Origin of the sequence: Comamonas testosteroni, assembly GCF_014076415.1 — a bacterium.
GTDB classification, from domain to species: domain Bacteria; phylum Pseudomonadota; class Gammaproteobacteria; order Burkholderiales; family Burkholderiaceae_C; genus Comamonas; species Comamonas testosteroni_F.
Genome location: NZ_CP043568.1, coordinates 1,542,999 through 1,567,533 on the forward strand (window position 1 = coordinate 1,542,999; position 24,535 = coordinate 1,567,533).

19 protein-coding genes and 4 tRNA genes are annotated in these 24,535 nt (G+C 61.4%); 12 read left to right on the plus strand and 11 right to left on the minus strand.

Annotated features, from left to right (window positions below; all coding sequences use genetic code 11):
• Positions 1 to 43 precede the first annotated feature (43 nt).
• The 4 genes from F0P97_RS06970 to F0P97_RS06985 all read left to right on the plus strand — a co-directional run bounded on the left by F0P97_RS06970 (position 44) and on the right by F0P97_RS06985 (position 475).
• Positions 44 to 119: transfer RNA gene (locus F0P97_RS06970), tRNA-Gly, on the plus strand.
• Between the two features lie 58 nt (positions 120 to 177).
• Positions 178 to 253: transfer RNA gene (locus F0P97_RS06975), tRNA-Gly, on the plus strand.
• A gap of 57 nt (positions 254 to 310) precedes the next feature.
• Positions 311 to 386, plus strand: a tRNA-Gly gene (locus tag F0P97_RS06980).
• 15 nt (positions 387 to 401) lie between these two features.
• Positions 402 to 475 (plus strand) — tRNA-Cys (locus tag F0P97_RS06985).
• Between the two features lie 203 nt (positions 476 to 678).
• Here F0P97_RS06985 and metE read toward each other — a convergent pair.
• Positions 679 to 3,003, minus strand: a complete 2,325-nt coding sequence (metE, locus tag F0P97_RS06990) for a 5-methyltetrahydropteroyltriglutamate--homocysteine S-methyltransferase (protein ID WP_182286181.1) — start codon at positions 3,001 to 3,003, stop codon at positions 679 to 681.
• 128 nt (positions 3,004 to 3,131) lie between these two features.
• Here metE and F0P97_RS06995 point away from each other — a divergent pair, with 128 nt between their 5' ends.
• A complete protein-coding gene (locus F0P97_RS06995) occupies positions 3,132 to 4,055 on the plus strand; it encodes a LysR family transcriptional regulator (protein WP_182286182.1) in 924 nt (307 codons plus the stop codon).
• 42 nt (positions 4,056 to 4,097) lie between these two features.
• On the opposite strand, the gene F0P97_RS07000 is transcribed toward F0P97_RS06995, so the two are convergent.
• Entirely contained in the window at positions 4,098 to 5,315 is a 1,218-nt protein-coding gene (locus F0P97_RS07000) for an MFS transporter (protein ID WP_182286183.1), read from the minus strand.
• Positions 5,316 to 5,465: 150 nt separating this feature from the next.
• Between F0P97_RS07000 and F0P97_RS07005 the strand changes: the two genes are divergently transcribed.
• Positions 5,466 to 6,032, plus strand: a complete 567-nt coding sequence (locus F0P97_RS07005) for a TetR/AcrR family transcriptional regulator (protein ID WP_182287123.1) — start codon at positions 5,466 to 5,468, stop codon at positions 6,030 to 6,032.
• Positions 6,033 to 6,287: 255 nt separating this feature from the next.
• Here F0P97_RS07005 and F0P97_RS07010 read toward each other — a convergent pair whose 3' ends face one another.
• Complete coding sequence (locus tag F0P97_RS07010; RefSeq protein WP_182286184.1) at positions 6,288 to 6,890, minus strand: DJ-1/PfpI family protein; 603 nt, start codon at positions 6,888 to 6,890, stop codon at positions 6,288 to 6,290.
• Between the two features lie 90 nt (positions 6,891 to 6,980).
• Here F0P97_RS07010 and F0P97_RS07015 point away from each other — a divergent pair, with 90 nt between their 5' ends.
• Positions 6,981 to 8,318 carry a PLP-dependent aminotransferase family protein gene (locus F0P97_RS07015; protein ID WP_182286185.1) on the plus strand — a complete coding sequence of 446 codons (1,338 nt, stop codon included), beginning with the start codon at positions 6,981 to 6,983 and terminating at the stop codon, positions 8,316 to 8,318.
• 157 nt (positions 8,319 to 8,475) lie between these two features.
• On the opposite strand, the gene F0P97_RS07020 is transcribed toward F0P97_RS07015, so the two are convergent.
• The 3 genes from F0P97_RS07020 to F0P97_RS07030 all read right to left on the minus strand — a co-directional run bounded on the left by F0P97_RS07020 (position 8,476) and on the right by F0P97_RS07030 (position 11,511).
• Positions 8,476 to 9,336 carry an isocitrate lyase/PEP mutase family protein gene (locus F0P97_RS07020; RefSeq protein ID WP_182286186.1) on the minus strand — a complete coding sequence of 287 codons (861 nt, stop codon included), beginning with the start codon at positions 9,334 to 9,336 and terminating at the stop codon, positions 8,476 to 8,478.
• Positions 9,337 to 9,461: 125 nt separating this feature from the next.
• Entirely contained in the window at positions 9,462 to 10,460 is a 999-nt protein-coding gene (locus tag F0P97_RS07025) for a Bug family tripartite tricarboxylate transporter substrate binding protein (protein WP_182286187.1), read from the minus strand.
• A 76-nt stretch (positions 10,461 to 10,536) separates the two neighbouring features.
• Complete coding sequence (locus tag F0P97_RS07030; protein WP_004341375.1) at positions 10,537 to 11,511, minus strand: Bug family tripartite tricarboxylate transporter substrate binding protein; 975 nt, start codon at positions 11,509 to 11,511, stop codon at positions 10,537 to 10,539.
• Positions 11,512 to 11,694: 183 nt separating this feature from the next.
• Between F0P97_RS07030 and prpR the strand changes: the two genes are divergently transcribed.
• Both prpR and F0P97_RS07040 read left to right on the plus strand, forming a co-directional pair.
• Positions 11,695 to 13,704, plus strand: coding sequence for a propionate catabolism operon regulatory protein PrpR (gene prpR / locus F0P97_RS07035; protein WP_182286188.1), 2,010 nt, complete (start codon positions 11,695 to 11,697; stop codon positions 13,702 to 13,704).
• Between the two features lie 234 nt (positions 13,705 to 13,938).
• Positions 13,939 to 14,886 (plus strand): sensor domain-containing diguanylate cyclase, encoded by a 948-nt coding sequence (locus tag F0P97_RS07040; protein WP_182286189.1) that lies wholly within the window; start codon positions 13,939 to 13,941, stop codon positions 14,884 to 14,886.
• A 37-nt stretch (positions 14,887 to 14,923) separates the two neighbouring features.
• Here F0P97_RS07040 and prpF read toward each other — a convergent pair whose 3' ends face one another.
• Genes prpF through prpC form a run of 5 tightly spaced genes read right to left on the minus strand, consistent with a single transcriptional unit; the run spans position 14,924 to position 21,114 of the window.
• The gene (prpF, locus tag F0P97_RS07045) at positions 14,924 to 16,117 is read right to left on the minus strand and encodes a 2-methylaconitate cis-trans isomerase PrpF (RefSeq protein ID WP_182286190.1); all 1,194 of its coding nucleotides are present in this window, start codon (positions 16,115 to 16,117) and stop codon (positions 14,924 to 14,926) included.
• Positions 16,118 to 16,171: 54 nt separating this feature from the next.
• Positions 16,172 to 16,747: a 2'-5' RNA ligase family protein gene (locus F0P97_RS07050; RefSeq protein ID WP_182286191.1), complete on the minus strand. Its 576-nt coding sequence runs from the start codon at positions 16,745 to 16,747 to the stop codon at positions 16,172 to 16,174.
• Positions 16,748 to 16,756: 9 nt separating this feature from the next.
• Entirely contained in the window at positions 16,757 to 19,384 is a 2,628-nt protein-coding gene (acnD, locus tag F0P97_RS07055) for a Fe/S-dependent 2-methylisocitrate dehydratase AcnD (RefSeq protein WP_182286192.1), read from the minus strand.
• Between the two features lie 25 nt (positions 19,385 to 19,409).
• The gene (locus F0P97_RS07060; protein ID WP_232538137.1) at positions 19,410 to 19,898 is read right to left on the minus strand and encodes a GntR family transcriptional regulator; all 489 of its coding nucleotides are present in this window, start codon (positions 19,896 to 19,898) and stop codon (positions 19,410 to 19,412) included.
• A gap of 28 nt (positions 19,899 to 19,926) precedes the next feature.
• Positions 19,927 to 21,114, minus strand: a complete 1,188-nt coding sequence (gene prpC, locus F0P97_RS07065; RefSeq protein ID WP_182286193.1) for a bifunctional 2-methylcitrate synthase/citrate synthase — start codon at positions 21,112 to 21,114, stop codon at positions 19,927 to 19,929.
• A gap of 171 nt (positions 21,115 to 21,285) precedes the next feature.
• Between prpC and F0P97_RS07070 the strand changes: the two genes are divergently transcribed.
• The 3 genes from F0P97_RS07070 (at position 21,286) to F0P97_RS07080 (ending at position 24,519) form a co-directional block, all read left to right on the plus strand.
• A complete protein-coding gene (locus F0P97_RS07070; protein ID WP_182286194.1) occupies positions 21,286 to 22,773 on the plus strand; it encodes a short-chain fatty acyl-CoA regulator family protein in 1,488 nt (495 codons plus the stop codon).
• Between the two features lie 234 nt (positions 22,774 to 23,007).
• Positions 23,008 to 23,739, plus strand: coding sequence for an SDR family NAD(P)-dependent oxidoreductase (locus F0P97_RS07075; protein ID WP_182286195.1), 732 nt, complete (start codon positions 23,008 to 23,010; stop codon positions 23,737 to 23,739).
• A gap of 12 nt (positions 23,740 to 23,751) precedes the next feature.
• Positions 23,752 to 24,519, plus strand: coding sequence for an SDR family NAD(P)-dependent oxidoreductase (locus F0P97_RS07080; RefSeq protein ID WP_182286196.1), 768 nt, complete (start codon positions 23,752 to 23,754; stop codon positions 24,517 to 24,519).
• The last annotated feature ends 16 nt before the right edge of the window (positions 24,520 to 24,535 follow it).

A 24,535-nucleotide genomic window follows, 5' to 3' on the forward strand; every position in this document is an offset into this window, starting at 1 on the left:
TCGCAGCAAACAACGTTGTACAATGTTGGGCTCCGGTAGATATGCGGGAATAGCTCAGTTGGTAGAGCGATACCTTGCCAAGGTATAGGTCGACGGTTCGAACCCGTTTTCCCGCTCCAGGTTTTTCAGAGCCTGTAGCAATACAGGTTCGCATCAGAAAGCAAAAGCTTTTTGAATGCGGGAATAGCTCAGTTGGTAGAGCGATACCTTGCCAAGGTATAGGTCGACGGTTCGAACCCGTTTTCCCGCTCCAGGTTTTCAGAGCCTGTAGCAATACAGGTTCGCATCAGAAAGCGAAAGCTTTTTGAATGCGGGAATAGCTCAGTTGGTAGAGCGATACCTTGCCAAGGTATAGGTCGACGGTTCGAACCCGTTTTCCCGCTCCAGGTTTTTGTGATAGCGGCGCGATAGCAAAGCGGTTATGCCCCGGATTGCAAATCCGGTTAGACCAGTTCGACTCTGGTTCGCGCCTCCAAACTTGTGGCAAAAGCCCTGCAGATGAAAGTCTGCAGGGCTTTTTGCTTTGTCCGCTTGATGCAAAAAAGGCTCTGTGTACCAGCCTGCCTTGCAGGCTGGACGCCGAATCTGCGTCACCCGATTCAACTGCTGCCGTGCATTTCGGTATGAAAAAGCCCAGGGCATGCCTGGGCAACTAGGAGAAGGCTGGAGCGCTGTCTTTTAGACGGATTCGGCTACTTTGACAGAGTGGCGCAATGTTCTGGCGGCCTCCACCATGTGCCGCAGAGCAGGAATCACTTCTGCCCACTGGCGTGTCTTGAGGCCGCAGTCAGGGTTGACCCAAAGGCGTTCCGTGGGAATGCGTTTTGCGGCTTTTTGCATGAGCTCCACGATGCATGCCTTGGTGGGAATATTGGGAGAGTGGATGTCATAGACGCCCGGACCGATCCCATTGGGGTAATCGAAGTGCTCGAAGGCCTCCAGCAACTCCATGTTCGAGCGCGAAGTCTCTATGGTGATCACATCGGCATCCATGGCTGCAATCGAAGCAATGATGTCGTTGAACTCCGAATAGCACATATGGGTGTGAATCTGGGTTTCATCGACAACGCCATTGGCGCTGATGCGGAAGGACTCCACGGCCCAGTGCAGATATTCCTTCCATTGTGATTTGCGCAATGGCAAGCCCTCGCGCAATGCAGCCTCGTCGATCTGGATCACGCGCACGCCGGCTCTTTCCAGATCCAGCACTTCCGCGCGAATCGCCAGAGCCAGCTGATAGCAGGATGTGGCGCGCGGCTGGTCGTCGCGCACGAATGACCAGTTCAGGATGGTGACCGGGCCTGTCAGCATGCCTTTCATGGGTTTGCGGGTCAAGGACTGGGCGTACTGGATCCATTCCGTCGTCATCGCCTTGGAGCGGCTGATGTCGCCGAACAGAATGGGTGGCTTGACGCAGCGTGAGCCGTAGGACTGCACCCAGCCGAACTGGCTGAAGGCGTAGCCGTCGAGTTGTTCTCCAAAGTATTCCACCATGTCGTTGCGCTCGGCCTCGCCATGCACCAGCACGTCCAATCCCAGGGCTTCCTGCGCTTGCACGCAGCGTTCGATCTCGGCGCGCATGGCGCCTTGGTAGCGGGCGAAATCCAGGCGACCGGCCTTGAATTCGCTGCGCGCCTGGCGTATCTCTGTCGTCTGGGGAAAAGAGCCAATGGTGGTGGTCGGGAAGGCTGGCAGCTTCAGCAGCCGGGCTTGCTTGGGGGCGCGCACCTCGTAGCTGCTCTGGCGTTGGCCCCACTGGGAGCTGATCTGCTTGACTGCTGCTTGCACCACGGAGTTGTGGACGCGAGGCGAAGTGCGGCGCGTGGCCAGAGCGGCTGCGTTGTCGGCCAGCTCGGCTGCGACAGCATCTCGGCCATCGCGCAAAGCCTTGCCCAGCACGCGTAGCTCATCCAGTTTCTGCAGAGCATAGGCCAGCCAGGATTTGATGTCGGCATCCAGCTTTTGTTCGCTGTTCAGATCCACGGGTACATGCAGCAAGGAGCACGATGGCGCAATCCAGAGACGCTCGCCTAGGCGCTCGGCCAGCGGCTCCACCCAGTCCAGCACGGCAGCGAGATCGGTTTTCCAGATATTGCGGCCGTTGATCACGCCCAGCGACAGCACCTTGTGCGCGGGCAGCAGCCCCAGCAGCTGCTGCACATCGTCCTGGCCGTTGATGGCATCGATGTGCAGGCCGGCTATGGGCAGGTTTGCTGCCAGATATTTGTTTTCGGCCAACTGGCCGAAATAAGTGGCCAGCAGCAGCTTGATCTTGCTGCTTTTGAGGTGGTGGTATGCGGTGTTGAACGCGTGTTGCCAGTCGGCACCGAGCTCGGTGACGAGTATGGGCTCGTCCATCTGCACCCATTCCACGCCTTGGGTAGCCAATGTATCGAGCAATTGTGCATATACGGGCAGAAGGCGTTGCAGCAATTCCAGCTTGTTGGAGTCATCCTTGGCTTTGCCCAGTGCCAGATAGGTGACGGGGCCGATGAGGACGGGTTTGGCCTTGATGCCTTGTGCCCTGGCTTCGGCCAGTTGTTCCAGCAGGCGCGATGCATCGAGCTTGAATTCGGTGGTCGATCTGAACTCGGGCACGATGTAGTGGTAGTTGGTGTCAAACCACTTGGTCATCTCGCCCGCGGCGACGCCGCCAGCGCAGCAAGGGGTGTGATCGGCGCCGTGGGATTCTGTCCTGATCGCCGAACGGCCACGGGCCACGCGAAAGTAGTTGTCCAGCGCATCGCCTTCAAAGCCTTGCACCCGTTCGGGCAGATTGCCCAGCGTAAAGCTCATGTCCAGTACCTGATCGTAGAACGCGAAGTCACCCACGGGCACCCAGTCCAGCTCTTGCTGCGCGGTCCAGTGGCGTTGGCGCAGCTCGGCGCCCAGCGCCTTGAGCGCATCGCGCGAGGATTCGCCTCTCCAGTAGGACTCCAGCGCGAACTTCAGTTCGCGCTTTGCGCCGATGCGAGGAAAGCCCAGGTTGTGAATAGTCGTCATGCAGAAATCCAGTCTTGTGATCCTTGGCCCATGGCCAGAGTGGCTCGGGTCAGCGGACTGGATGTTCCTGGAATCAATGCATGAAGTAAAATGGTCGTTTTTCATGTATCCATGAATTGTGTTCACAGATGATTGAGCGTATCCATCTTGCAATCGTGCAAGAGGTTGAAAAACAAGGCTCTTTGACTGCGGCAGCCGATGTGTTGTGCGTCACCCAGTCCGCCCTGAGCCACAGCATGAGAAAGCTGGAGGCCCAACTCGGCACCGATGTCTGGTTGCGTGAAGGGCGCAGCCTGCGCCTGACGCAGGCGGGTCAATACCTGCTGGCGGTGGCCAATCGCGTGCTGCCTCAGCTGGATCTGGCCGAGTCGCGTTTGCAGCAATTTGCCTTGGGAGAGCGCGGCAGCTTGCGCATCGGCATGGAATGCCATCCTTGCTACCAGTGGCTGCTGAAAATCGTCTCACCTTATCTGGCCGCCTGGCCCGATGTGGATGTGGACGTGAAGCAGAAGTTCCAGTTTGGCGGCATCGGTGCGCTGTTCGGCTATGAGATCGACATGCTGGTCACGCCCGATCCGTTGTTCAAGCCGGGTCTGCACTTTGAGCCTGTTTTTGACTATGAGCAGGTGCTGGTCGTGGCTGCGGATCACGCCTTGGCCCGGGTCGACCATGTCAAGCCCGGCGATCTGTCTCGCGAGGTGCTGATTACCTATCCCGTGGCTGTGGACCGGCTCGACATCTATACCCGGTTTTTGCTACCCAAAGGTATTGCCCCCAGGCGCCATAAAACCATAGAAACCACCGACATCATGATGCAGATGGTCGCCAGCGGGCGGGGCGTCGCGGCCCTGCCGCGCTGGCTGGCTCTGGAATATGCCGAAAAGATGGCAGTTGTCCCCGTGAAGCTGGGCAGCAAGGGGATCGCCAAGCAAATCTACCTCGGCGCGCGCGAGGCAGAGTTGCATACCGACTATCTACAGGCCTTTATTGCGCTGGCACGGGAACCTGGCCTGGCTATGCGTGCTGCCGCGCCCACGCAGGACGACTCTTGAGAAGAGCAGCAGCCGACGGCTGAATAAGCGATGGCGGCTGACTCACATGTTGATGGCCGTCATGCCCGGTGCGGATGCACGGTCGGCTTGCCGTCCGGCCTGCACGCCCCATAGCCACATGGCGCCGCCCGCCAGCAGCGTTAGCACAAACGATTGCTGTGCGCCCCAGTGGTCGATCAGCCATCCGGCAGCGGCAGCGCCCAGGGCCACACCGCTGGCGAGGCCAGTCAGCAGCCAGGTCATGCCCTCGGTCAGTCGGTTTGCTTGTACCTGCCGCTCCACCAGACTCATGGCCACGGTAATCGTCGGACCAAAGGTAATGCCTGCCAGCAGCACGGCCAGAGTCAGCGCGGTCAGATTGCTGGCCAGCAACAGGGGCAGGGCGGAGATGGCGACCGATGCACCGACCCAGACGATCTGGCGGCTGAGCGGCATCTGCAGGCGCAGCGTGCCAAACAGCAAGCCCATGGCACAGGAGCCCAGCGCATAGAAGGACAGCACCACACTGGCCATACCGGGCTGGCCCTGAACTGTGGCAAAGGCCACGCTGGCCACATCGATCACGCCTACGATGACGCCTTGTGCCAGCATGAACAGCGCCAGCGTTCGCACTATGGGCTGGCGCAGCATCGACGAAGCCCCGCCTTTTTCCGAGCCTGTGCGTGGGCTGACAGGTGGCTCGGTGCGGCGTTGCACCACAAACAGGCCCACGCCGATGATGAGGAACAAAGCTGCTGCCAGCGGGCCGGCCTCGGGGAACAGCAGCATGCTGAGCCCCACCGACAGCGGAGGGCCGACGATAAAGGCCAGATCGTCAAGCACGCCCTCCAGTGCAAATGCGGTCTGCAGTTGAGGCGTTCCACTGTAGATTGCCGTCCAGCGGGCGCGAACCATAGCCGGCATGCTGGGCAGGCTGCCAACGGCTGCGGCCAGTACCAGCAGCAGCCAGTCCGGTCCCTGCCAGTGGGCACAGGCCAGCAGTGCCAGCATGGACAACGCACTGCTGGCGGCCGCAAACGGCAGCACCCTGAACTGCCCGTAACGGTCAACCAGCGCCGAGATGCGCGGTGCCAGAACGGCAATCGACAGCGCGAAACAGGCCGACACCATGCCTGCCAGCGTGTAGGCGCCGCGCTGCTGCGACAGCATGGTGATCAAGCCAATCCCCGTCATGGACAGCGGCAGTCGCGCCAGCAGCCCGGCCAGCACAAAGCCCGTGCTGCCCGGTGCCGTAAACAGCTTGCGGTAAGCATTCAACATGGAAACCCTTGCATAGATTCATTTACATACATTGTGTATGCGAGTGACATTCTAGGAGCTTGGGATGGAGCGCGTATGATTGGCATACGCTTTGTATGTGAATATTGCCGGGAGTTCGCAGTGACCCAAGTCCGCCAGAGTCGTGCCAGCATGATCGAAGCCACGCGGGCCAAGCTGATCAGCGCGGCGCGCAGCGCTTTCGCCCAGCATGGCTATGCCCAGGCGGCCATGGACGAGCTGACCGCGCAGGCCGGTTTGACGCGCGGCGCGCTCTATCACCACTTTGGTGGCAAGCCCGGCCTGCTGGCTGCCGTGGTGGCGCAGATGGATGAAGAAATGGACCAGCGTCTGGAACGCGTGCTGCGGGCTCATGCCGATCCATGGGAAGGTTTTCTGGCCTATTGCCGCGCCTATCTGACCATGGCGCAGGAGGCTGAAATTCGCCGCATCGTGCTGCAGGATGCGCGCTCCGTGCTCACCGGCACCGATCAGGGGCAGCAGCACCAGCAATGCATTGCTTTTATTGCCGGCTTTGTGCAGCAGCTCATCGACCAGGGCATCATCGTGAATGCCAGCGCAGCGGCGCTGGCAAGGTTGCTCAATGGCTGCCTGATCGAAGCGGCTTTCTGGATTGCCGAGGAGGGCGCTCCGCCCGAGCGCCTGAACGAGGCCTTGCAGGCGCTGGAACTGATGCTGCAGGGCTGGAAGGCGGCGTGAGCCGTTGCCAGAGCCGTGCTGCAGCCATGCCTGCTGCTGCTTGGCAGTAGTCAGAATGAGGATCGTTTTGACTGCCTGGATGTTCTCGAGTTGGGGGCATCAGGGATTTTGTGCAAGCGAACAATCCGGAATTTGCAAAGAGTCCGGGCCTGGAGGCCTTACCGGAATCGGCGACCGGCCGCATTCGAGTCGCCTGAGGTCTTCAGGGCGCTTCAAAGAGGTTGCTGCCGACGGCGATCAAGCTGATGCCGCAAGTCAGTCAGGCAGGTAAGGCGAGATATTGGCGATGGCCCGGGCCATATAGACATCTTTCTCACCCACAGGGGCCACATAATGCAATGCACTCCTGGCGGCCTCGATCCCCTCGACACGGGCAATAAGCCATGCGGCAAGGTATTGAGCTGCCAGGCAGCCTCCAGCGGTAGCCACGTTGCCGCTTGCGAAGAAGGGCTGCTCCAGCACGCGAATGCCAGCCTCTTCAACCCAGGGCCTGGTTGTCAGGTCGGTACATGCCATCACGCCATCCAGCAAGCCGAGCTTGGCCAGTATCAGCGTGCCGGAGCACTGTGCAGCAATCAGTTGCCGTGCAGGGTCCAGTCTGAGCCTTGACATGAGGTCGGCATTGCGCGCGACCTCACGCGTTTGCATTCCACTGCCCACGATGACCGCATCTGCAGCACTCGCATCCTCCAGAGTGGCCTGGGCTTCTATGACTACTCCATTCATTGATTTGACGCGTGCGCTCGGGCAGGCAATCGAGACCCGCCAACCGGGCCGCTTGATGCGGTTGAGTATGCCTAGAGAAATGAGTGAATCGAGCTCGTTAAAGCCTTCGAAAGTCAGGATTGCGATATGCATTGGGATGTTCCGGATGTGAGCTTGTATCAATGGTCATGCTAGAGATGAGATCCAATACACTCAATTAATTGTCATGGATACAGGCTCTATATGCCGATTGCCCGATACAAGCAGCTGGTGGACCAGCTCGCCTCGGAAATTCGCGAAGGCCGGCTGGCACCGGGCACACGCCTGCCCACCCACCGGCAGCTGGCATCCCGGGAAGGACTGGCCCTGGTCACGGCGACTCGTGTCTATGCCGAACTGCAGGCCATGGGCCTGGTCAGCGGCGAGACGGGGCGAGGAACTTTTGTGCGCGAAACCGCGCTGCCACGTGGCCTCGGTATCGACCAGCATGCCACTGCGATAGGCATGCTGGACCTGAACTTCAACGCTCCTGCTCTTCCAGGTCAAGCCGAGTTGTTGCGCTGCGCATTGCGTCAACTTGCCGCCAGTGGAGATTTGGAGGCGCTGCTGCGCTATCAGCCGCATGGAGGCCGGGCCCATGAACGAGCGGCTGTCGCCCTATACCTTGAAAACCGTAGGCTGACGGTTCCTGCCGAACAGGTGCTTATCGTGGATGGGGCGCAGCATGGACTCGCGAGCACGGCCATGGCATTGCTGCAAGCTGGCGATGTAGTGGCTGTTGACGCTTTGAGCTACCCGGGCTTCAAGGTGCTGGCGCAACAGCTGAGGCTTGAACTGATTGCCATTCCGGCAGCTGGTTCGGGGCCGGACCTCGATGCGCTGGAGCTGCTGTGCCAACGCCGCAAGGTGCGCGCGGTCTATGCAATGCCGACTCTCCATAACCCGCTTGGATGGGTGATGAGCATCAACCGACGTCATGCATTTGCAGCGTTGATCCGTCGCCATGGCCTGTTGCTGATCGAAGATGCCGCGTATGCGTTTCTTGCTCCGGATGCACCACCGCCCATGGCTGCACTGCTGCCAGAGTCAACGGTATATGTCTCTGGCTTTTCCAAGAATGTCGCCACGGGGTTGCGGGTGGGCTTTGTGGCTGCGCCGGCAACCTGGATATCTCGGATAGAACGAGCTATACGCGCAACGACCTGGAACACCCCCGGCGTCATGACCGCCATGGTTGTGAGCTGGCTGAGAGACGGGACTGTTGCCAGGCTGGAAGCTCAGAAGCGAGAGGACGCCCAGATACGTCAGAAACAGGTGACGCAGGTCTTCAAGGGGCTGCCCTGTATGCGTCACCCCAGTTCGTATTTTGTCTGGCTCCCCATGCCTGAAGACCTGAGGGCTGATCAGGTCGCGATGGCGCTGCAGACGGCAGGAATTTCCGTGTCAACGGCCGAACCCTTTGCCACTGGCGTGCAAGTGCCGCAAGCACTGCGGCTGGCCTTGGGTTCGGTGCCGCTCGAAAAACTTCGGCATGCCTTGATGCGTGTCAGGCTGGCGCTGGATGGAGCCACGCTGCAATAGAGGATGCAGCCCAGAGCTACCTGCGCATCCGGTTTCGGGGCCGTAGCCAGGGGAGTGAATGCTGCCGGCCAAGGTCACACCGGCCATGAAAACATGGCGTGCAGCGCTTGATGTATCTGCGCCGCATGCGACTCAGGCGCCGGGTCCGGAGACCGGATTACTGGTACTTTTGCTCCAGCCCATCCCAGAAATCCTTGTTCACCAAGCGCTGGCGCTCAAGGAAAGGAGCGACGATGGCGGGGTCTTCATCGACCTTGTGATCGTCGCGCAGCAGGGTCAGGCACTTTTGCATGCCGGCCACGGCGCCTTGCAGTGCGGCATTGGCGTAGAGCACAAAGCCATAGCCCAGCTCGCCCAGTTCGTCGGCGTTGAAGATGGGGGTCTTGCCGCCAATGACCATGTTCATGAGCTGGGGAGCTTGCAGGCGCTGCGGCAGGGCGCGCACTTCTTCGGCCTGGGTGACGGCTTCGACAAACAGGATGTCGGCGCCGGCTTCCTGAAACTGCTGGGCACGTTCGATGGCGGCTTCAAAGCCGTGGACGGCTGCAGCGTCGGTACGGGCCATGATGAGGGTGCCGCTGTCGCGGCGCGCATCGACGGCAGCCTTGATCTTGCCCAGCATTTCGCTGGTTTCGATCACGGCCTTGCCATTGAAGTGGCCGCAGCGCTTGGGGCTGACCTGATCTTCAAGCTGAATGCAGTCGGCACCGGCACGCTCCAGCGTGCGCACGGCGTGGTAGGTGTTGACGGCGTTGCCGAAGCCGGTGTCGGCATCGACCAGCAGCGGCACTTCCACGGCGTCGCGGATGCGGGCCGTATGGTCGGCGATATCGCTGAGACCCATAAAACCCTGGTCGGGCATGCCGAACCACATATTGGTCACGCCGGCGCCGGTCACATAGATGGCTTCAAAGCCCAGATCGGCGATCAGCCGCGCCGACATGGCGTTGAATGCACCGGGCACGATGACGCCGCGGCGGGCATCGGCCAGGGCCTTGAGTTGTTGCTTCGGGTTCATGAGATTTCTTGTTGAAAAGGACTTTGACGCTTATCTGATGGCTGTATCCAGCTATCAGGTTTGATAGCAGCATGCACTTCTGGCGCGTGCAGTCAGGCAGAGCTGCCTCGCAGCTCCGCAGAGGATTAGTCCAGCGAAATATTCGCGTTCTTGATCACCGGTCCCCACTTGGCGCGCTCGGCCTCCAGGTATTTGCCATAGGCCTGGGGCGTGCCGCCCATGATCTGGCCGCCGCTGCTTTCGATCATCTGGCGCAGCGACCTGTCGTTCTTGAGTGCTTCGTTGACGGCCAGGTTGAGCTTGGCCACCACGGCGTCGGGTGTGCCGGCCGGCGCAATCATGCCCAGCCAGTTGTACGACTCAAAGCCCTTGACCCCGGCTTCGTCCAGAGTAGGCACGTCGGGCAGCACGGCCACGCGGGTCTTGCTGGAGACGGCCAGGGCATTGATCTTTTTGGCCTTGATCGAAGGCCGGGCCGAGTAGCCCATCTCGAACATCATGGCCAGATGGCCGCCCATGAGGTCGGAGGCCGCCAGCGAGCCGCCCTTGTAGGGCACATGGGTCAGCTGGGTCTGGGTCTGGTAGGCCAGTAGCTCGCCCGACAGATGATGGGCCCCGCCCACGCCCGAGGAGCCATAGGTCAGATCGCCGGGCTTGGCCTTGGCGTGGGCCAGCAGTTGCTGCACGTTCTTGAAGGGCTGGTTGGGAGCGGTGGTCAGAAACAGGGGAGCCTGCTCGATGAGGATGATGGGCTTGAACGCCGTCCTGGCGTCATAAGGCATCTTCTTCATCAGCATGGGGTTGGTGACCAGGGGGCCTGGGGAGCCGAAGCCGAAGGTGTGGCCGTCGTTGGCCTTGGCGATGGCATCCGTGCCTGTCACGCCGCCGGCACCGCCACGGTTGTCGATGATTACGGGCTGGCCCAGCACCTTGCCCAGCGAGTCGGCAATCAGGCGCGCGCGGGTATCGGCATAGCCGCCTGCAGCATAGGGCACGATGAGCTTGACGGTGCGGGTGGGCCAGACTTCAGAGCCCTGAGCCAGCGCCGCAGAGGCACCGCCCAGCAAGGCAGTGGCGGCGGCGCAGGCAGTGGCGTGGAGCAAGGCGTTTCTACGGGAAATCATGAATCAGCTATCAGTACTATTTTCAGGCTCCAGCGTATATGGGGCTTGCGCTGAGTGCTATGTTTTTTTGTGAATCTTATTTTTCCTGCATATGAGCTGCCTTGACGATCTCGCCCAGGCGCTTGCGCTCGGCATCGGCAAACTTTACGAATTCCGCACGTGTGCCGCCGACCGGCTCGATGCCCAGTCCCTTGAGCTTCTCGACGGTGGCAGGCTCCTTCATGGCCTTGTCCACGGCGGCTGCCAGCTTGTCCAGAATGGCCGGTGGCGTGCCCTTGGGGGCATGAATGCCGGCCCAATGCGCGATCTGCAAATCGGCAAAGCCTTGCTCAACGGCGGTGGAGAGTTGCGGGTAGGCAGAGATGCGCTGGGTCCAGGTCGTGGCCAGAGGTTTGAACTTGCCTTCGTGAATGATGTGCGGCAGCGCGATGATGCTGGCTTCGGACGTGCCTTCGACCTGGCCGCCCAGCACGGCCGTGGTGCTCTCCGAACCGCTCTTGTAGGGCACGGGCTGCAGCTTGGCACCGTACTTCACATTCAGCATCTCGGCCACGAAGTGGGGCGTGCTGCCCGTGCCGGCGGTGGCAAAGTTGAAGCCTGCGCCTTTCTTCGAGGCTTCGACGAAGTCGCGCAGATTGTTATAGGGCGCGTTCTTGGGCACCACGATCACCGAAGGTGCCAGGCCGATCATCACCACGGGCTGCAGAGCATCATCCTTGAAAGGCATGGTCTTCTTGATCATGCTGTTGGAGATGACGCCGGCCGCGCTGACCAGCAGCGTGTAGCCATCGGGCTGGGCCTTGGCCACGATATCGGCACCTACTGTGCCACCTGCGCCGGGGCGGTTGTCGATCACCACGGGTTGGCCGAGGATCTTGGAAGCGCCTTCGGCCGCCGAACGGGCCATCAAGTCATTGGCGCCGCCTGCGGAAAACGGCACCACGAGGCGAATCGGGCGCGTGGGCCAGTCGGCGGCCTGGGCCAGGCCGGCTGCGCCCAGCACGGAAAGAGTCAAGGCCTGGACAACAAGATTGCGACGGTTCAAAAACATGGATATCTCCTGGATCCAAATCCCTATTGGTATGGCCTGCTACTGCAAGCACCGTGCCAGACAGATTCAGGGGAAACCCTTTAGATGTCAAGTGTTTGAAATCATTAGGTTTTTCTTGATTTTCTGCACTGCCTGCCTGTGCTGGTGTATGGGTTTTATTTCTATAGTGAAATAATTATTTTCATGAATGAAACAGATGCGATATCGAACGATGGCGTCAAACGGATGCCGACTGCTGGCCAGCTGCATTTGCCTCACATCGTCACCGTAGGTCGTTACCGTGTGGGGCGGGTGCTGGAGCGGTTGGCACAGCCCTGGTCGGGCGAGGCCAGGTTCTCGCATATCTCGGCCTCGTTCGACGATGCGGTGGCCCAGGTGCAGGCACTCAATCTGCGCCAGCCCATCGATGCCCTGGTGGGAGCGGGAGCCAGTGGTGCCTGGATTCGCGAGCGCGTGGACATACCGCTGGCCATGGTCGAAGTGCGTGGCCTGGATTTGCTGCAGGCGCTGCGCCAGGCCAAGTTGCAGACCACCGAAGAAGCTCCGCGCGTGGGTCTGGTCAACTTCGAGGTGCCGTCTCCCGTGGTGGCACAGTTCGACAGCCTGTTCGGCCTGGGTCTGGTCCAGATCGCCTATCAAGGTCCGCATGACGCGCCGGCCTGTGTGCAGAAACTCAAGGCGTCAGGCGTTGGAGCCGTGGTGGCACCGGGCCTGGTGGCCGATCTGGCAGAGCAGGCGGGCATGGCCAGCGTGTTGCTGTATTCCGATATTTCGGTGCGTCAGGCGCTCAGCGACGCCATGCTGCTGGCCCGTCATCGACGTGCCGAGCGTGACCGGCATCAACGGCTGGAAACCGTGTTGCATCAGCTGCAGGACGGTGTGGCGGCCGTGGACGAGCGTGGCCGCATTTGCGCGCTGAACCCACGCATGGCCGCCTTGCTCGGGGCCCCGGTCGAGGCCTTGCACGGCCGCATGCTGGACGAGGTGGCTCCGGCCCTGGGCACGGCCCGGGCACTGGCGGGCGAGGAGGGCGGAGAAGAGGTGGTGCAACTGGCTCTGCGTACCCTGGTGGTGCGACGTGCGCCAATTGTGGAGAACGGGCTGGTGACCGGCGCTTTGCTGGTCTGCCGCGATCCTGCCGTGATCCAGCGGGCCGATCGCAGCCTGCGCGCCAGTCAGCGGCAAAGAGCCGCCGGCGTGCGCTGGCGTATTGAGGACTATCTGGGCAGCAGCCCCGCTGCCCAGCGCGTGCGACTGCTGGCCAGGCAGTATGCGAACAGCGACGCGACGGTGCTGATCCTGGGCGAAAGCGGGACCGGCAAGGAGCTGGTGGCGCAAGGCATTCACAGCGCGGGACGGCGTGCGGAACAGCCATTTCTGGCGGTCAACTGTGCGGCGCTCAGTGAAAGCCTGCTGGAGAGCGAGCTTTTCGGTTACGAGGAAGGTGCTTTTACCGGGGCCAGGCGCGGCGGCAAGACCGGTTTGATAGAGGCGGCGCATACCGGGACCCTGTTTCTCGATGAAATTGGCGACATGCCGCTGGCGCTGCAATCGCGGCTGCTGCGTGTGCTGCAGGAGCGTGAGGTATTGCGCGTAGGTTCCACCGCGCCGATTCCCGTGGATGTGCGCGTGATTGCTGCCACCCATGCGGATCTGGCGGATCAGGTGGAGCGCGGCCGGTTCCGGCGCGATCTCTACTACCGGCTGGCGGTGCTGCGCCTGAGCACGCCTTCGCTGCAAATGCGTGGTGCCGCCGATATTGCGGAACTGGGCCGCGCCTTGCTGGCTCTGCGCCTGAGCGCGGCAAGCGGGCTGCCCCGCGCACTGCATGACAGAGTGGAGCAGCAGCTCGATGCACTGCTGGCCAGGGCTGCAGCGCATGACTGGCCCGGCAATGTCCGTGAACTGGACAACTGGGTGGAGCGTTTGCTGGCCTGCAGCGACTATCTGGGCTCAGGCCGGGGCGGCCTTCTGGATATGGCGCGCCTGCTTGAAGTCTTTCCGGAGTGCGCCGACGGCCTGGCTCTGGCCGAGCCTGTCGCGGTCCTGCAGGCACAGCTCCGAGACGCGGGTCGCCTTGCCGAACAGAAGCGATTGCGCGAGGTGCTGGAGTCGGTCGGCGGCAATCAGCGCCAGGCCTGTGAAATTCTCGGCATCAGCCGGGCCACTTTGTGGCGGCGAATGAAAGCCTAGCGGCATTGCTGCGTCATTGTCGGCAGCCCGTCATACGTATGATTTCGGCCAATGTCGTGAGTGCATGGCGTGAATTGCGGCAACCGGCGCAACAATCATCTGCAAGCGGAGATTGGGCTGTGCCTCGGGCTTTCAGGGAGTGAAAGACTGCAGGCTGTCTGATGGGCCGGGTCGAGGCCGGAACCACAGCCGGGCCTGTTGTTTTATCGATTGAGATCGGGAGAGAGACGGCTTATGTCTGATGTGAGCGAGCTTGAGAGCGAGAGTGCGGTCTATAGAACCTTGCTGGAGTCCACCAAGGCCATTCCCTGGAAGATCGACTGGGCGACCATGAAGTTCGCCTATATCGGTCCTCAGATCGAAAGCCTGCTTGGCTGGAGCCGTGAAAGCTGGGTCAGCGTCGAAGACTGGGCCATGCGCATGCACCCCGACGACCGCGAATATGTGGTGAATTTCTGTGTGAGCCAGTCCCAGGCCGGCGTGGACCATGAGGCTGACTATCGCGCGCTGACCAAGGACAACGGCTATGTCTGGATTCGCGATGTGGTCCATGTGGTGCGCAACGAGCAAGGTGAGGCTCAGGCGCTGATCGGCTTCATGTTCGACATCAGCGAACGCAAAAAGACCGAGGAAAGGCTGCTGAGTCTGCAAAAGGAGCTGGAGGTGCTCTCCTTCAAGGATGGTCTGACCAGCATTGCCAACCGACGCTGCTTCGATACCAGCTTCGAGCAAGAGTGGGAGCGCACGCGCAGCGATGGCAAGCCCCTGTCCATGCTGCTGTTCGATGTCGACTTCTTCAAGCAATACAACGATTTGTACGGTCATATCCAGGGAGACAAATGCCTGGTGGATATTGCTCAGACCCTGAGCCTGGCGCTGGATGGACAGCGTGACCTGGTGGCGCGCTACGGTGGCGAGGAGTTTGTGGTGCTGCTGCCCGAAGCCGACGCCGAAACCGCGCAAAAGGTGGCCGAGCGCTGCCAGCGCCTGATCCAGAAGCAGTCCATCGTGCATGCGCTGTCGCCCCATGGCCGGAGGGTGACCGTCAGCATTGGCGCGGGTACGGTGTTGCCGGCAGAGCATGATCGACCTGCCGGCTTTATAGAAGCCGTGGACCGGCAGCTCTATGTGGCCAAGAACAAAGGCCGCCACCGGATTGAAAGCGTGACCTTGAGCACTTGAGCCTTGCTGCAGGCTCTTGGCAGCGAAATACCTGGTGTCAGGCCTGAAGCGCCTCGCCAGGCACCCGTACCCAGCCTTCCATCAGAATGCGGGCGCTACGGCTCATCAAGGCCTTGGTGACCTGCCATTGACCCTGCTCGCTCCTGGCTTCGGCCCCCACACGCAGGGTTCCGCTGGGATGGCCAAAGCGTACGGACTGGCGCTCGCCGCCGCCCGCCGCCAGATTGACCAGTGTGCCGGGAATGGCGGCAGCCGTGCCGATGGCGACGGCGGCCGTGCCCATCATGGCGTGGTGCAGCTTGCCCATGGACAGCGCCCGCACCACTAGATCGATATCCTTGGCGGCAATGGCCTTGCCGCTTGATGCGATATAGCTTTGCGCAGGAGCGACAAAGGCTATCTTGGGCGTGTGCTGGCGTGTGGCGGCTTCGTCCAGATGCTTGATCAGGCCCATCCTGAGTGCGCCATGGGCGCGGATGGCCTCGAACCTGGCCAGGGCGGGGCCGTCGCTGTTGATGGCATCCTGCAGTTCGCAGCCGGTGTACCCCAGCTCTCTGGCATCGAGAAAGATGGTCGGAATGCCGGCATTGATGAGGGTCGCGCAAAAGCGGCCGATGCCGGGTACATCCAGCTCTTCGCTGACATTGCCGGTGGGAAACATGGCAGCGCCGTCCTCACCATCATCGGCGGGATCCAGGAACTCCAGGGCCACTTCGGCGGCGGCAAAGGTCACGCCGTCAAGTTCGAAGTCCCCGGTTTCCTGCACCTGGCCATCGCGGATCTGCACGTGGTTGATGATGGTCTTGCCGATATTGGCTTGCCAGATGCGGATGGTGGCCACGCCGTTGAGCGGAATGCGCTCGGCGGGAATCAGACCCATGTGAATGGCGCAGGGGCCGACGGCAGCACTCAGGTTGCCACAGTTGCCGCTCCAGTCCACAAAAGGCTGATCGATGGAAACCTGGCCGAACAGATAGTCCACATCGTGATCGGCACTTGCGCTCTGGCTGAGTATCACGCCTTTGCTGGTGGAGGACGATGCATTGCCCATGCCGTCAATCTGTTTGCCATAGGGGTCGGGGCTGCCCAGGGTGCGCAGAAAGATGGCGTCGCGAACAGGACCGGGCTGCCGGGCCGCTTCGGGCAGATCCTGAAGCTTGAAGAACACACCTTTGCTGGTGCCTCCGCGCATATAGGTGGCGGGAATGCGGATTTGCGAAGTGAGGGACATGGAATGGCAAACAAACAAGGTATTCAAGGCTCAAGCCAGGGCTTGGGCCTTGAATCAGTGAAACAGGCGTAGCTGTTGGGGATGAGGCGGAGAGCCGCAAGCCAATGGCCAGCGATGCAGTACCTGGTAGCGTAACTGCTTGCCTGTGCCGGTTCGCTCGACCAGCTGGATCTCATCGACCAGCCAGTCGACGGGATCGATACGCCGAGTGGGCAGGGCATGCAGTGCTCTGTAGCTGATGGTGATGTGCGGTCTATGGCCCCCATCCTTGAAGCCTTGGGATTTCAACTCGGTCTGCAGCGTTGCCGGCAGTTGCTTGAAAGGCTCTGGACGTTCGCGGGTGCGCAAAGACCAGTGAATGCGCTCGCCCACCTCACCGTGAATGCGGTCGAAGCTGAGCTCGAAGGCCTTCAGCTGTGCCGCTTGCACGGCATTGCCTGCGGCCAGCAGGGCGAGCAGTGCCTCTTGCCCGGAGTCAAACGGGCCACACCAGGTTTGGTGCCAGTTATCTGGAGAGAACAGACGCTCGCCCAGTTCCCTATCAAGGCCCAAAGCGTTGACCCCGGCACGCAGGCGATGACGTACCGGGCTGTGGGGCTGGGTGACAATCAGCATGCGTGCCTGGCTCATAGCGGCTCCCTAGCTCACAAGTTCAGCCGTTGACGTGGAACCGGCCGTTGCGCTGTCCGCCAGGAAGTCCTGGGCAAAGCGCTGCAGCACGCCACCGGCCTCGTATATCGAGACCTCTTCAGCGGTATCGAGGCGACACAGCACCGGCACTTCGGTGCAGGCACCAGTCGTTCGGTGGATATGAAGTGTAAGCGTGGCCTGGGGGCCGCGCTGGCCGATGACATCAAAGCTCTCGGTGCCATTCAACCCCAGCGTGTGGCGGCTTGTGCCGGGCAGGAACTCCAGCGGCAACACCCCCATGCCGATCAGATTGGTGCGGTGGATGCGCTCGAAGCCCTCGGCCACGATGGCCTCCACACCGGCCAGGCGCACGCCCTTGGCGGCCCAGTCGCGGCTCGATCCCTGGCCATAGTCGGCTCCGGCGATGATGACCAGCGGCTGCTTGCGCTCCATATAGATCTCTATGGCTTCCCACATGCGCAGCGTCCGGCCTTCGGGCTCGATGCGGGCGAGAGAGCCCTGGCGAACCTGGCCCTGGTCGTCCACCACCATTTCGTTGGAGAGCTTGGGATTGGCGAGGGTGGCACGCTGTGCGGTCAGGTGGTCGCCGCGATGCGTGGCATAGGAGTTGAAGTCCTCCTCGGGCAGACCCATTTTGTGCAGATACTCGCCTGCGGCCGAGTCCATCAGGATGGCGTTGGACGGCGAGAGGTGGTCGGTGGTGATGTTGTCGGGCAGTATGGCCAGTGGGCGCATGCCGCGCAGAGTGCGCTTGGCGGCCAGCGCACCTTCCCAGTAGGGCGGGCGGCGGATATAGGTGCTCTGCGGCCGCCAGTCATACAGTGCCCTGACCTTTTCGCCCAGGTCTGCGTGGATGGCAAACATGGGTTCATAGACCGCGCGGAACTGCTCTGGTCGTACGGCAGCCTTGGCCACTGCGTCGATTTCCACGTCGCTGGGCCAGATGTCCCTGAGACGGATTTCGCGGCCCTGGAAGACTCCCAGCACATCGTTCTCGATATCGAAGCGGATGGTGCCTGCAATCGCATAGGCCACGACCAGCGGCGGTGAAGCCAGGAAGGCTTGCCTGGCATAGGGGTGGATGCGGCCGTCGAAGTTGCGATTGCCGGAGAGCACGGCTGTGGTGTGGAGGTCGCGATCCACGATTTCCTGCTGAATGACGGGATCGAGTGCGCCGCTCATGCCGTTGCAGGTGGTGCAGGCAAAGGCCACCACGCCAAAGCCCAGCGCCTCCAGGTCATGCAGCAAACCAGCTTGCTGCAGATACAGCGGCACAGTTTTGGAGCCGGGGGCCAGCGAGGTCTTGACCCAGGGCTTGCGCGTCAGTCCCAGATTGTGCGCGTTGCGTGCCAGCAGGCCGGCAGCGATCACATTGCGAGGGTTGCTGGTATTGGTGCAGCTGGTGATGGCCGCAATGATCACGGCCCCATCGGGCATCCGGCCCTCGGTTTCCGCCCACTCACCGGCAATGCCTCTTGCTGCAAGCTCGCTGGTTGCCAGGCGGGCGTGCGGATTGGAAGGGCCGGCCATATTGCGCACCACGCTGGACAGGTCAAAGCTCAGCGTGCGTTCGTATTCGGCATCTTCCAGGCTGTCTGCCCACAGACCTGCCTGTCTGGCGTAGCTCTCGACCAGTTGCACCTGCGCGGGCTCGCGCCCCGTCAGGCGCAGATAGTCGATCGTCTGTTCGTCGATCGCAAACATGGCAGCCGTGGCTCCATATTCGGGTGCCATGTTCGAGATGGTGGCACGGTCCCCGATGGAGAGGCTGCGTGCGCCTTCGCCATGGAACTCCAGATAGCTGCCCACCACTTTTTGCTGACGCAGGAATTGGGTCAGGGCCAGCACGATATCGGTGGCGGTAATGCCCGGCTGCCGCTTGCCGCTCAGCTTCACGCCAACGATCTCGGGCAGGCGCATCCATGATGCGCGTCCCAGCATCACGCTCTCGGCCTCCAGCCCGCCCACGCCCACGGCGATCACACCCAGTGCATCGACATGCGGGGTGTGGCTGTCCGTGCCCACCAGAGTATCCGGATAGGCTTCACCATCGATAGCATGGATTACAGGGCTCATGCGCTCCAAATTGATCTGGTGCATGATTCCGTTGCCTGGTGGAATCACCTCGACATTCTTGAAGGCTCGCTTGCACCACTCAATGAAATGAAAGCGGTCCTCATTGCGTCGATCTTCGATAGCGCGGTTTTTCTCAAAGGCTTGAGGATCGTAGCCACCGCACTCAACGGCCAGCGAATGGTCTACGATCAGCTGCACGGGCACCACGGGGTTGACGGCGGCCGGATCTCCACCTTGCCCGGCAATCGCATCGCGCAGGCCGGCCAGGTCGACCAACGCAGTCTGTCCCAGGATGTCATGGCAGACCACGCGAGCCGGAAACCAGGGAAAGTCGCGCTCGCGCTTGCGGTCGATGATCTGCGTGAGGTACTCGGTCAGGTGGGCCGGATCGCTGCGCCGTACCAGGTTCTCGGCATGGATGCGGCTGGTATAGGGCAGTGTGGTCCAGCTGCCGGGGCGTATGGCTTCCACAGCGGACCGGGCGTCGAAGTAGTGCAGCGCGGTGCCGGGCAACGGTTTGCGGTAGGTATGGTGGGTCATTGTCTCGGGGATTCTTTTAGGAGTCTCAATAGGCCAGAGCCGAGAGTGAGGCTTCTGCGCTGCCGGCAGTGTGGCAGTGCGGGGGTTGTGAAAGGGACGCAGGCAATGGTGCAAGCATCGGCGCTTGGGTTGTCGGCTGCATGGCGGGCTGTGTACCCAGTGCCAGTTGGAGCCGGGCCTGCGACACGCGCAGCAACTGCTCGCAAAGCTGCGTGCTGGCGGTCTGTGTCTGGCGTTGCTGGGCCAGATGGCCAGCCAGCAGGCTGCTCAGCAGGCGGGCCTCGGCGACCTGGGCTGCACTCAGGCAGGTCACGCGCATGCCCCGCCTCGGCTGAGCCGTCAGCAATCCTTCATGGCATAGCAGTTTCATGGCTTCGCGCACAGGGGTGCGGCTCACGCCAAACTCCCGCGCAAGCGCGCCGTCGTTGAGATCGGAGCCAGGCGGTAGCTGGTGACTCAGAATACGCTCGCGCAGCTTGTCGGCGATGGCAATACACAGGGAATGGACTTGCATGGGCTGGGCAGGCATGGCGCGCGGCGGCTTACCGGCGTGCTTCAATGGGCACGAACTGCAGGTCATCCGGACCCACGTAATTGGCGCTGGGACGGATGATCTTGTTGTCCTGGCGCTGCTCGATGATGTGCGCCGCCCAGCCGCTGGTGCGGGCGATCACGAACAGCGGCGTGAACATGGTGGTGGGTATGCCCATCATGTGGTAGCTGACGGCACTGAACCAGTCGAGATTGGGGAACATGGCTTTTACCTCCCACATCACCGATTCCAGCCTCGCGGCAATGTCGTACATCTTGGTGCTGCCGGCTTCGTCCGAGAGCTTTTTTGCCACTCCCTTGATGACCGTATTACGCGGATCGCTCATGGTGTAGACCGGGTGACCGAAGCCGATCACGACCTCCTTGGCATCCACACGGCGGCGGATGTCGGCGTCTGCCTCTGCAGGGGTGTCATAGCGCTTCTGGATTTCGAACGCCACTTCGTTGGCTCCGCCATGCTTGGGGCCGCGCAGTGCGCCGATCGCGCCGGTAATGGCCGAGTACATATCGCTGCCTGTTCCGGCCACCACGCGGGCGGCAAAGGTCGAGGCATTGAACTCATGCTCGGCGTACAGATTGAGCGAGGTATGCATGGCGCGCACCCAGCTTTCGCAAGGCCTGACGCCATGCAGCAGATGCAGAAAGTGGCCGCCGATGGAGTCGTCCCCGGTTTCGACCTCGATGCGGCGGCCCGAGTTGCTGAAGTGGTACCAGTAAAGCAGCATGCTGCCCAGGCAGGCCATCAGGCGGTCGGCGATATCGCGCGCACCTGGAAGGTTGTGATCGTCTTTCTCCGGCAGCGCGCAGCCCAGGGCGGAGACACCGGTGCGCATCACGTCCATGGGATGGCTGGCGGCGGGCAACTGCTCCAGTGCAGTCCTCACGCTGCCGGGCAGGCCGCGCAAAGCCTTGAGCTTGGCTTTGTAGGCCTTGAGTTCGGCCTGTGTGGGTAGCTTGCCATGCACCAGCAGATGGGCGATTTCTTCAAACTCGCAGACCTCGGCAATGTCCAGAATGTCGTAGCCGCGGTAGTGCAGGTCGTTGCCGGTCTTTCCCACGGTGCACAGCGCCGTGTTGCCTGCGGTTACGCCGGACAGGGCGACGGACTTTTTGGGCTTGAAACTTGTGGCGGCATGGGTAGTGGCGGCTGGGGATGTTGCGGCGGTCAGAGTGCTCATGGGTGTCTCCTTTGGATGTGCAGTGCAGGCCCTTGCTGGTCTGCGATACTTCGCAATCTACGCATTTGCTTTTTATGCGTACAGAACTGAATTGGTGAATGCTTGCGAAGGTGATTGCATGTATTTGCAAATTTTGCGAATCTTTGAAGCCAGTTAATAGGGAGCGGGTAAGTGGCCAAGACATTCATGGGCGTGCGCTTGCGCAGCCTGCGTGCCGAGCGTGGTCTTACGCAGGCTGCGCTGGCTCAGGCGCTGGAGTTGTCACCCAGTTATCTGAACCAGATAGAGCAGGATCAGCGCCCGCTCACGGTGGCCGTGCTGCTCAAGATTCACAGGGTGCTGGGCGTCGATATCCAGCAGTTCTCCGAGGATGAGGAGGCCCGCTTGCTCGCGCAGTTGCGCGATGCGGTGGCCGCCATGCCTCAGCCAGAAGGTGCAGTGCCGCTGCCCGAGCTGCGCGAGGTCGCAGCCAAGCTGCCGCAGCTGGCACAGATGCTGCTGGCCATGCACCAGCGTCACCTGGCGGACGCCGAGCGGCTGGAGGCCTTGACCGCCCATCTGGGTGATGGCCGCGCCGGGTCGGATGCCGACACCTCAGTTCACAGAGATGTCGCCGGGAATGGCGCAATGGCAGGCCTGCTGGCTGAGCCATTGCGCCAGATGCCGTTCGAGGCGGTGCGTGATTTCTTCTTTTCCCACCGCAATTACCTTGATGCGCTCGATCGTGCTGCCGAAGCGCTGGCTCGGCAGGCTGCAGAGCAAAGTGGTCATCTGCATGATTGGCTGCAGTACCGGTTGCAGGCACGACATGGGGTATTGGTTCTGCGTGCTCATGTCGGGGCCGCTGAGAAAGCGGGCAGCCATAGGCGCTACGATGCGCTCACGCGCACCTTGTATGTGGCACCGCAGCTGAGCCCTATGCAGCAGGCATTTCAGCTGGCTACGCAACTGGCATTGCTGGAGTTTGATTCCCTGATTGAAAGGGAGCTGCAAAGCGTGTCCTGGCAGGACGAGGCCACGCGCCGGCTGGCACGCATGGGGCTGGCCAACTATGTAGCCGGGGCATTCGTGCTGCCATATGGAGTGTTTTTGCGTGAGGCCGAAGGCCTTCGCTACGACATAGACTTGCTGGCAAGGCACTTCGGTGTAGGCTTCGAGACCGTCTGCCATCGTCTCTCAACCTTGCAGAGAAGCGACGCGCCGGGTGTGCCGTTTTTCTTTATCCGGGTGGACCGGGCCGGCAATATCAGCAAGCGCCAGTCGGCCACGCATTTTCATTTCTCCAAGACAGGCGGCACCTGCCCGTTGTGGGTGGTGTACGAGGCTTTTACCCAGCCAGGTCGCATCGTTCCCCAGCTCGCCAGCATGCCGGATGGGCGTGTCTACCTGTGGATTGCTCGCACCATCAGCCATGCTGGTCAGGGCTGGGGGGCGCCAGGCAAGACTTTTTCCATCGGCCTGGGCTGCGACTTGCAGCACGCCGCACGGCTGGTGTATTCCCAAGGCATGGATTTGCGCAATATAGGAGCTGCGACCCCTATCGGCATGGGCTGCAAGGTATGCGAGCGCAGCGCTTGTCCGCAACGCGCCTTCCCGTACGTGGCCAAACCGCTCAAAGTCAATGAGAACGAGAGCGGGTTTGTCCCCTATGGCGGTTAGTTGCTGCTGCCATGTACGGTGAAGTTGGAGATGAGGCATCTGACTCGGGATTGCGGTCACCAACTGATTAACAGAGGTGAGAATGCAGCAAAACAGAATTCTGTAATGCGTCGGTTGCTATTGCTTCAGTAGCTCTTTGCGCAAATTCGCTTAGTCTTCTTGGACGATGGGCTGAAGGCGATTTCTTTTTACGCTGTCTCCAAGTTTTGATTGCACATCAACAAGGAGACAAGAATGCGTTTAGCCGGAAAAGTTGCCGTGGTCACAGGGGCGGGCCAGGGCATGGGGCGAGCGATTGCACAGCGTTTTGCCGATGAGGGGGCCACTGTGGTGGCCGTGGACCTGAACGAAGAAGCAGCCAGGCAGACCCTGGAAGGCAAGCTTGGCAAGCATCTGGCCCGTTCCTCCAACGTGGCCGACAGCGCTGCGGTCGATGCGCTGTTTGTCGAAATCCGCGAAAAGCTGGGCACCGTCGACGTGCTGGTGAACAACGCAGGCGTAGGCTCAGTGGACCAGTTTGCCGATATTCCCGACGCGACCTGGGAGCGCGTGATTGGCGTGAACCTGAACGGCGCTTTCTACTGCGCCCGTGCCGCCGTCAAGCAGATGCAGGAAGGCAAGGGCGGTGCCATCGTCAATATCTCCAGCACCTCGGCTGTCAGCGGTGACGGTCCGGCGCACTACTGCGCTTCCAAGGCCGCCCTGATGGGTTTGACCCGTGGCATGGCCAAGGAGCTGGCGTCCAAGAAGATCCGTGTAAACACACTGGTTCCCGGTCCCACCAACACGCCCATGATGCAGGGCATTCCCCAGGAATGGGCCGATGCCATCATCGCCGGCGTGCCCATGGGGCGCATGGCTGAGCCAGAAGACATCGCCAAGGTGGCCGTGTTCCTTGCCAGCGACGACAGCGGCTTTGTGACGGGTCAGAACGTGGCAGTCAACGGCGGCAGCGCCTTCCTCTAAGGAGAGACAAGCATGAGCAAGCGTCTGGAAGGAAAGATTGCATTTGTGACCGGTGGTGGCTCCGGTATCGGTGCCGCAACGGCTGAACGTTTCGCACAGGAGGGGGCAACCGTCGTGATCTGCGGTCGCCGCAAACAGCCTCTCGAAGAAGTCGTGGCCAGAATCAAGGCGGCAGGCGGCAGTGCCGAGGCCATCGTGGCCGACGTGGGCAACGAAGCCCAGTTTGTCGGTGCGCTGGAGCAGACTGCCAAAAAGCATGGCAGCCTGGACATTCTGGTCAACAACGCCATGGCCTACACCTGGGGCGGCATCGACGGCATGACCACGGCGGACTGGCATGCCAATTTTTCCACCTCGGTGGACGGCACTTTCTGGGGGACGCGCACGGCGCTGAAGCTGATGGGCGCCAAGGGTGGTTCCATCGTCAATATCAGCTCCATCTGCGGCACTCTGGGTACACCGTTTATGTCCGGTTACTCGGCAGCCAAGGCGGCCATCATCAACTTTTCGCGTGCCGCGGCTGCCGAAGGTGCTGCAGCAGGCATCCGCGTGAACGTGGTGATCCCGGCTGTGGTGGAAACGCCTGCCACGGCCGGCATGCTGGCTGATGAGGCATCGCGCAAGAACACCGAAAAGCTCATTCCCATGGGGCGCGTGGGGCAGTCCGGCGAGCTGGCCAATGCCGTGCTGTTTCTGGCCAGCGACGAGGCCAGCTATGTGACAGGTGCCGCCCTGCCCGTGGATGGCGGCCGTTCCGCGGTGCTGGTGACGGCGCTGTAAGAAAGAGGCTGAAGAG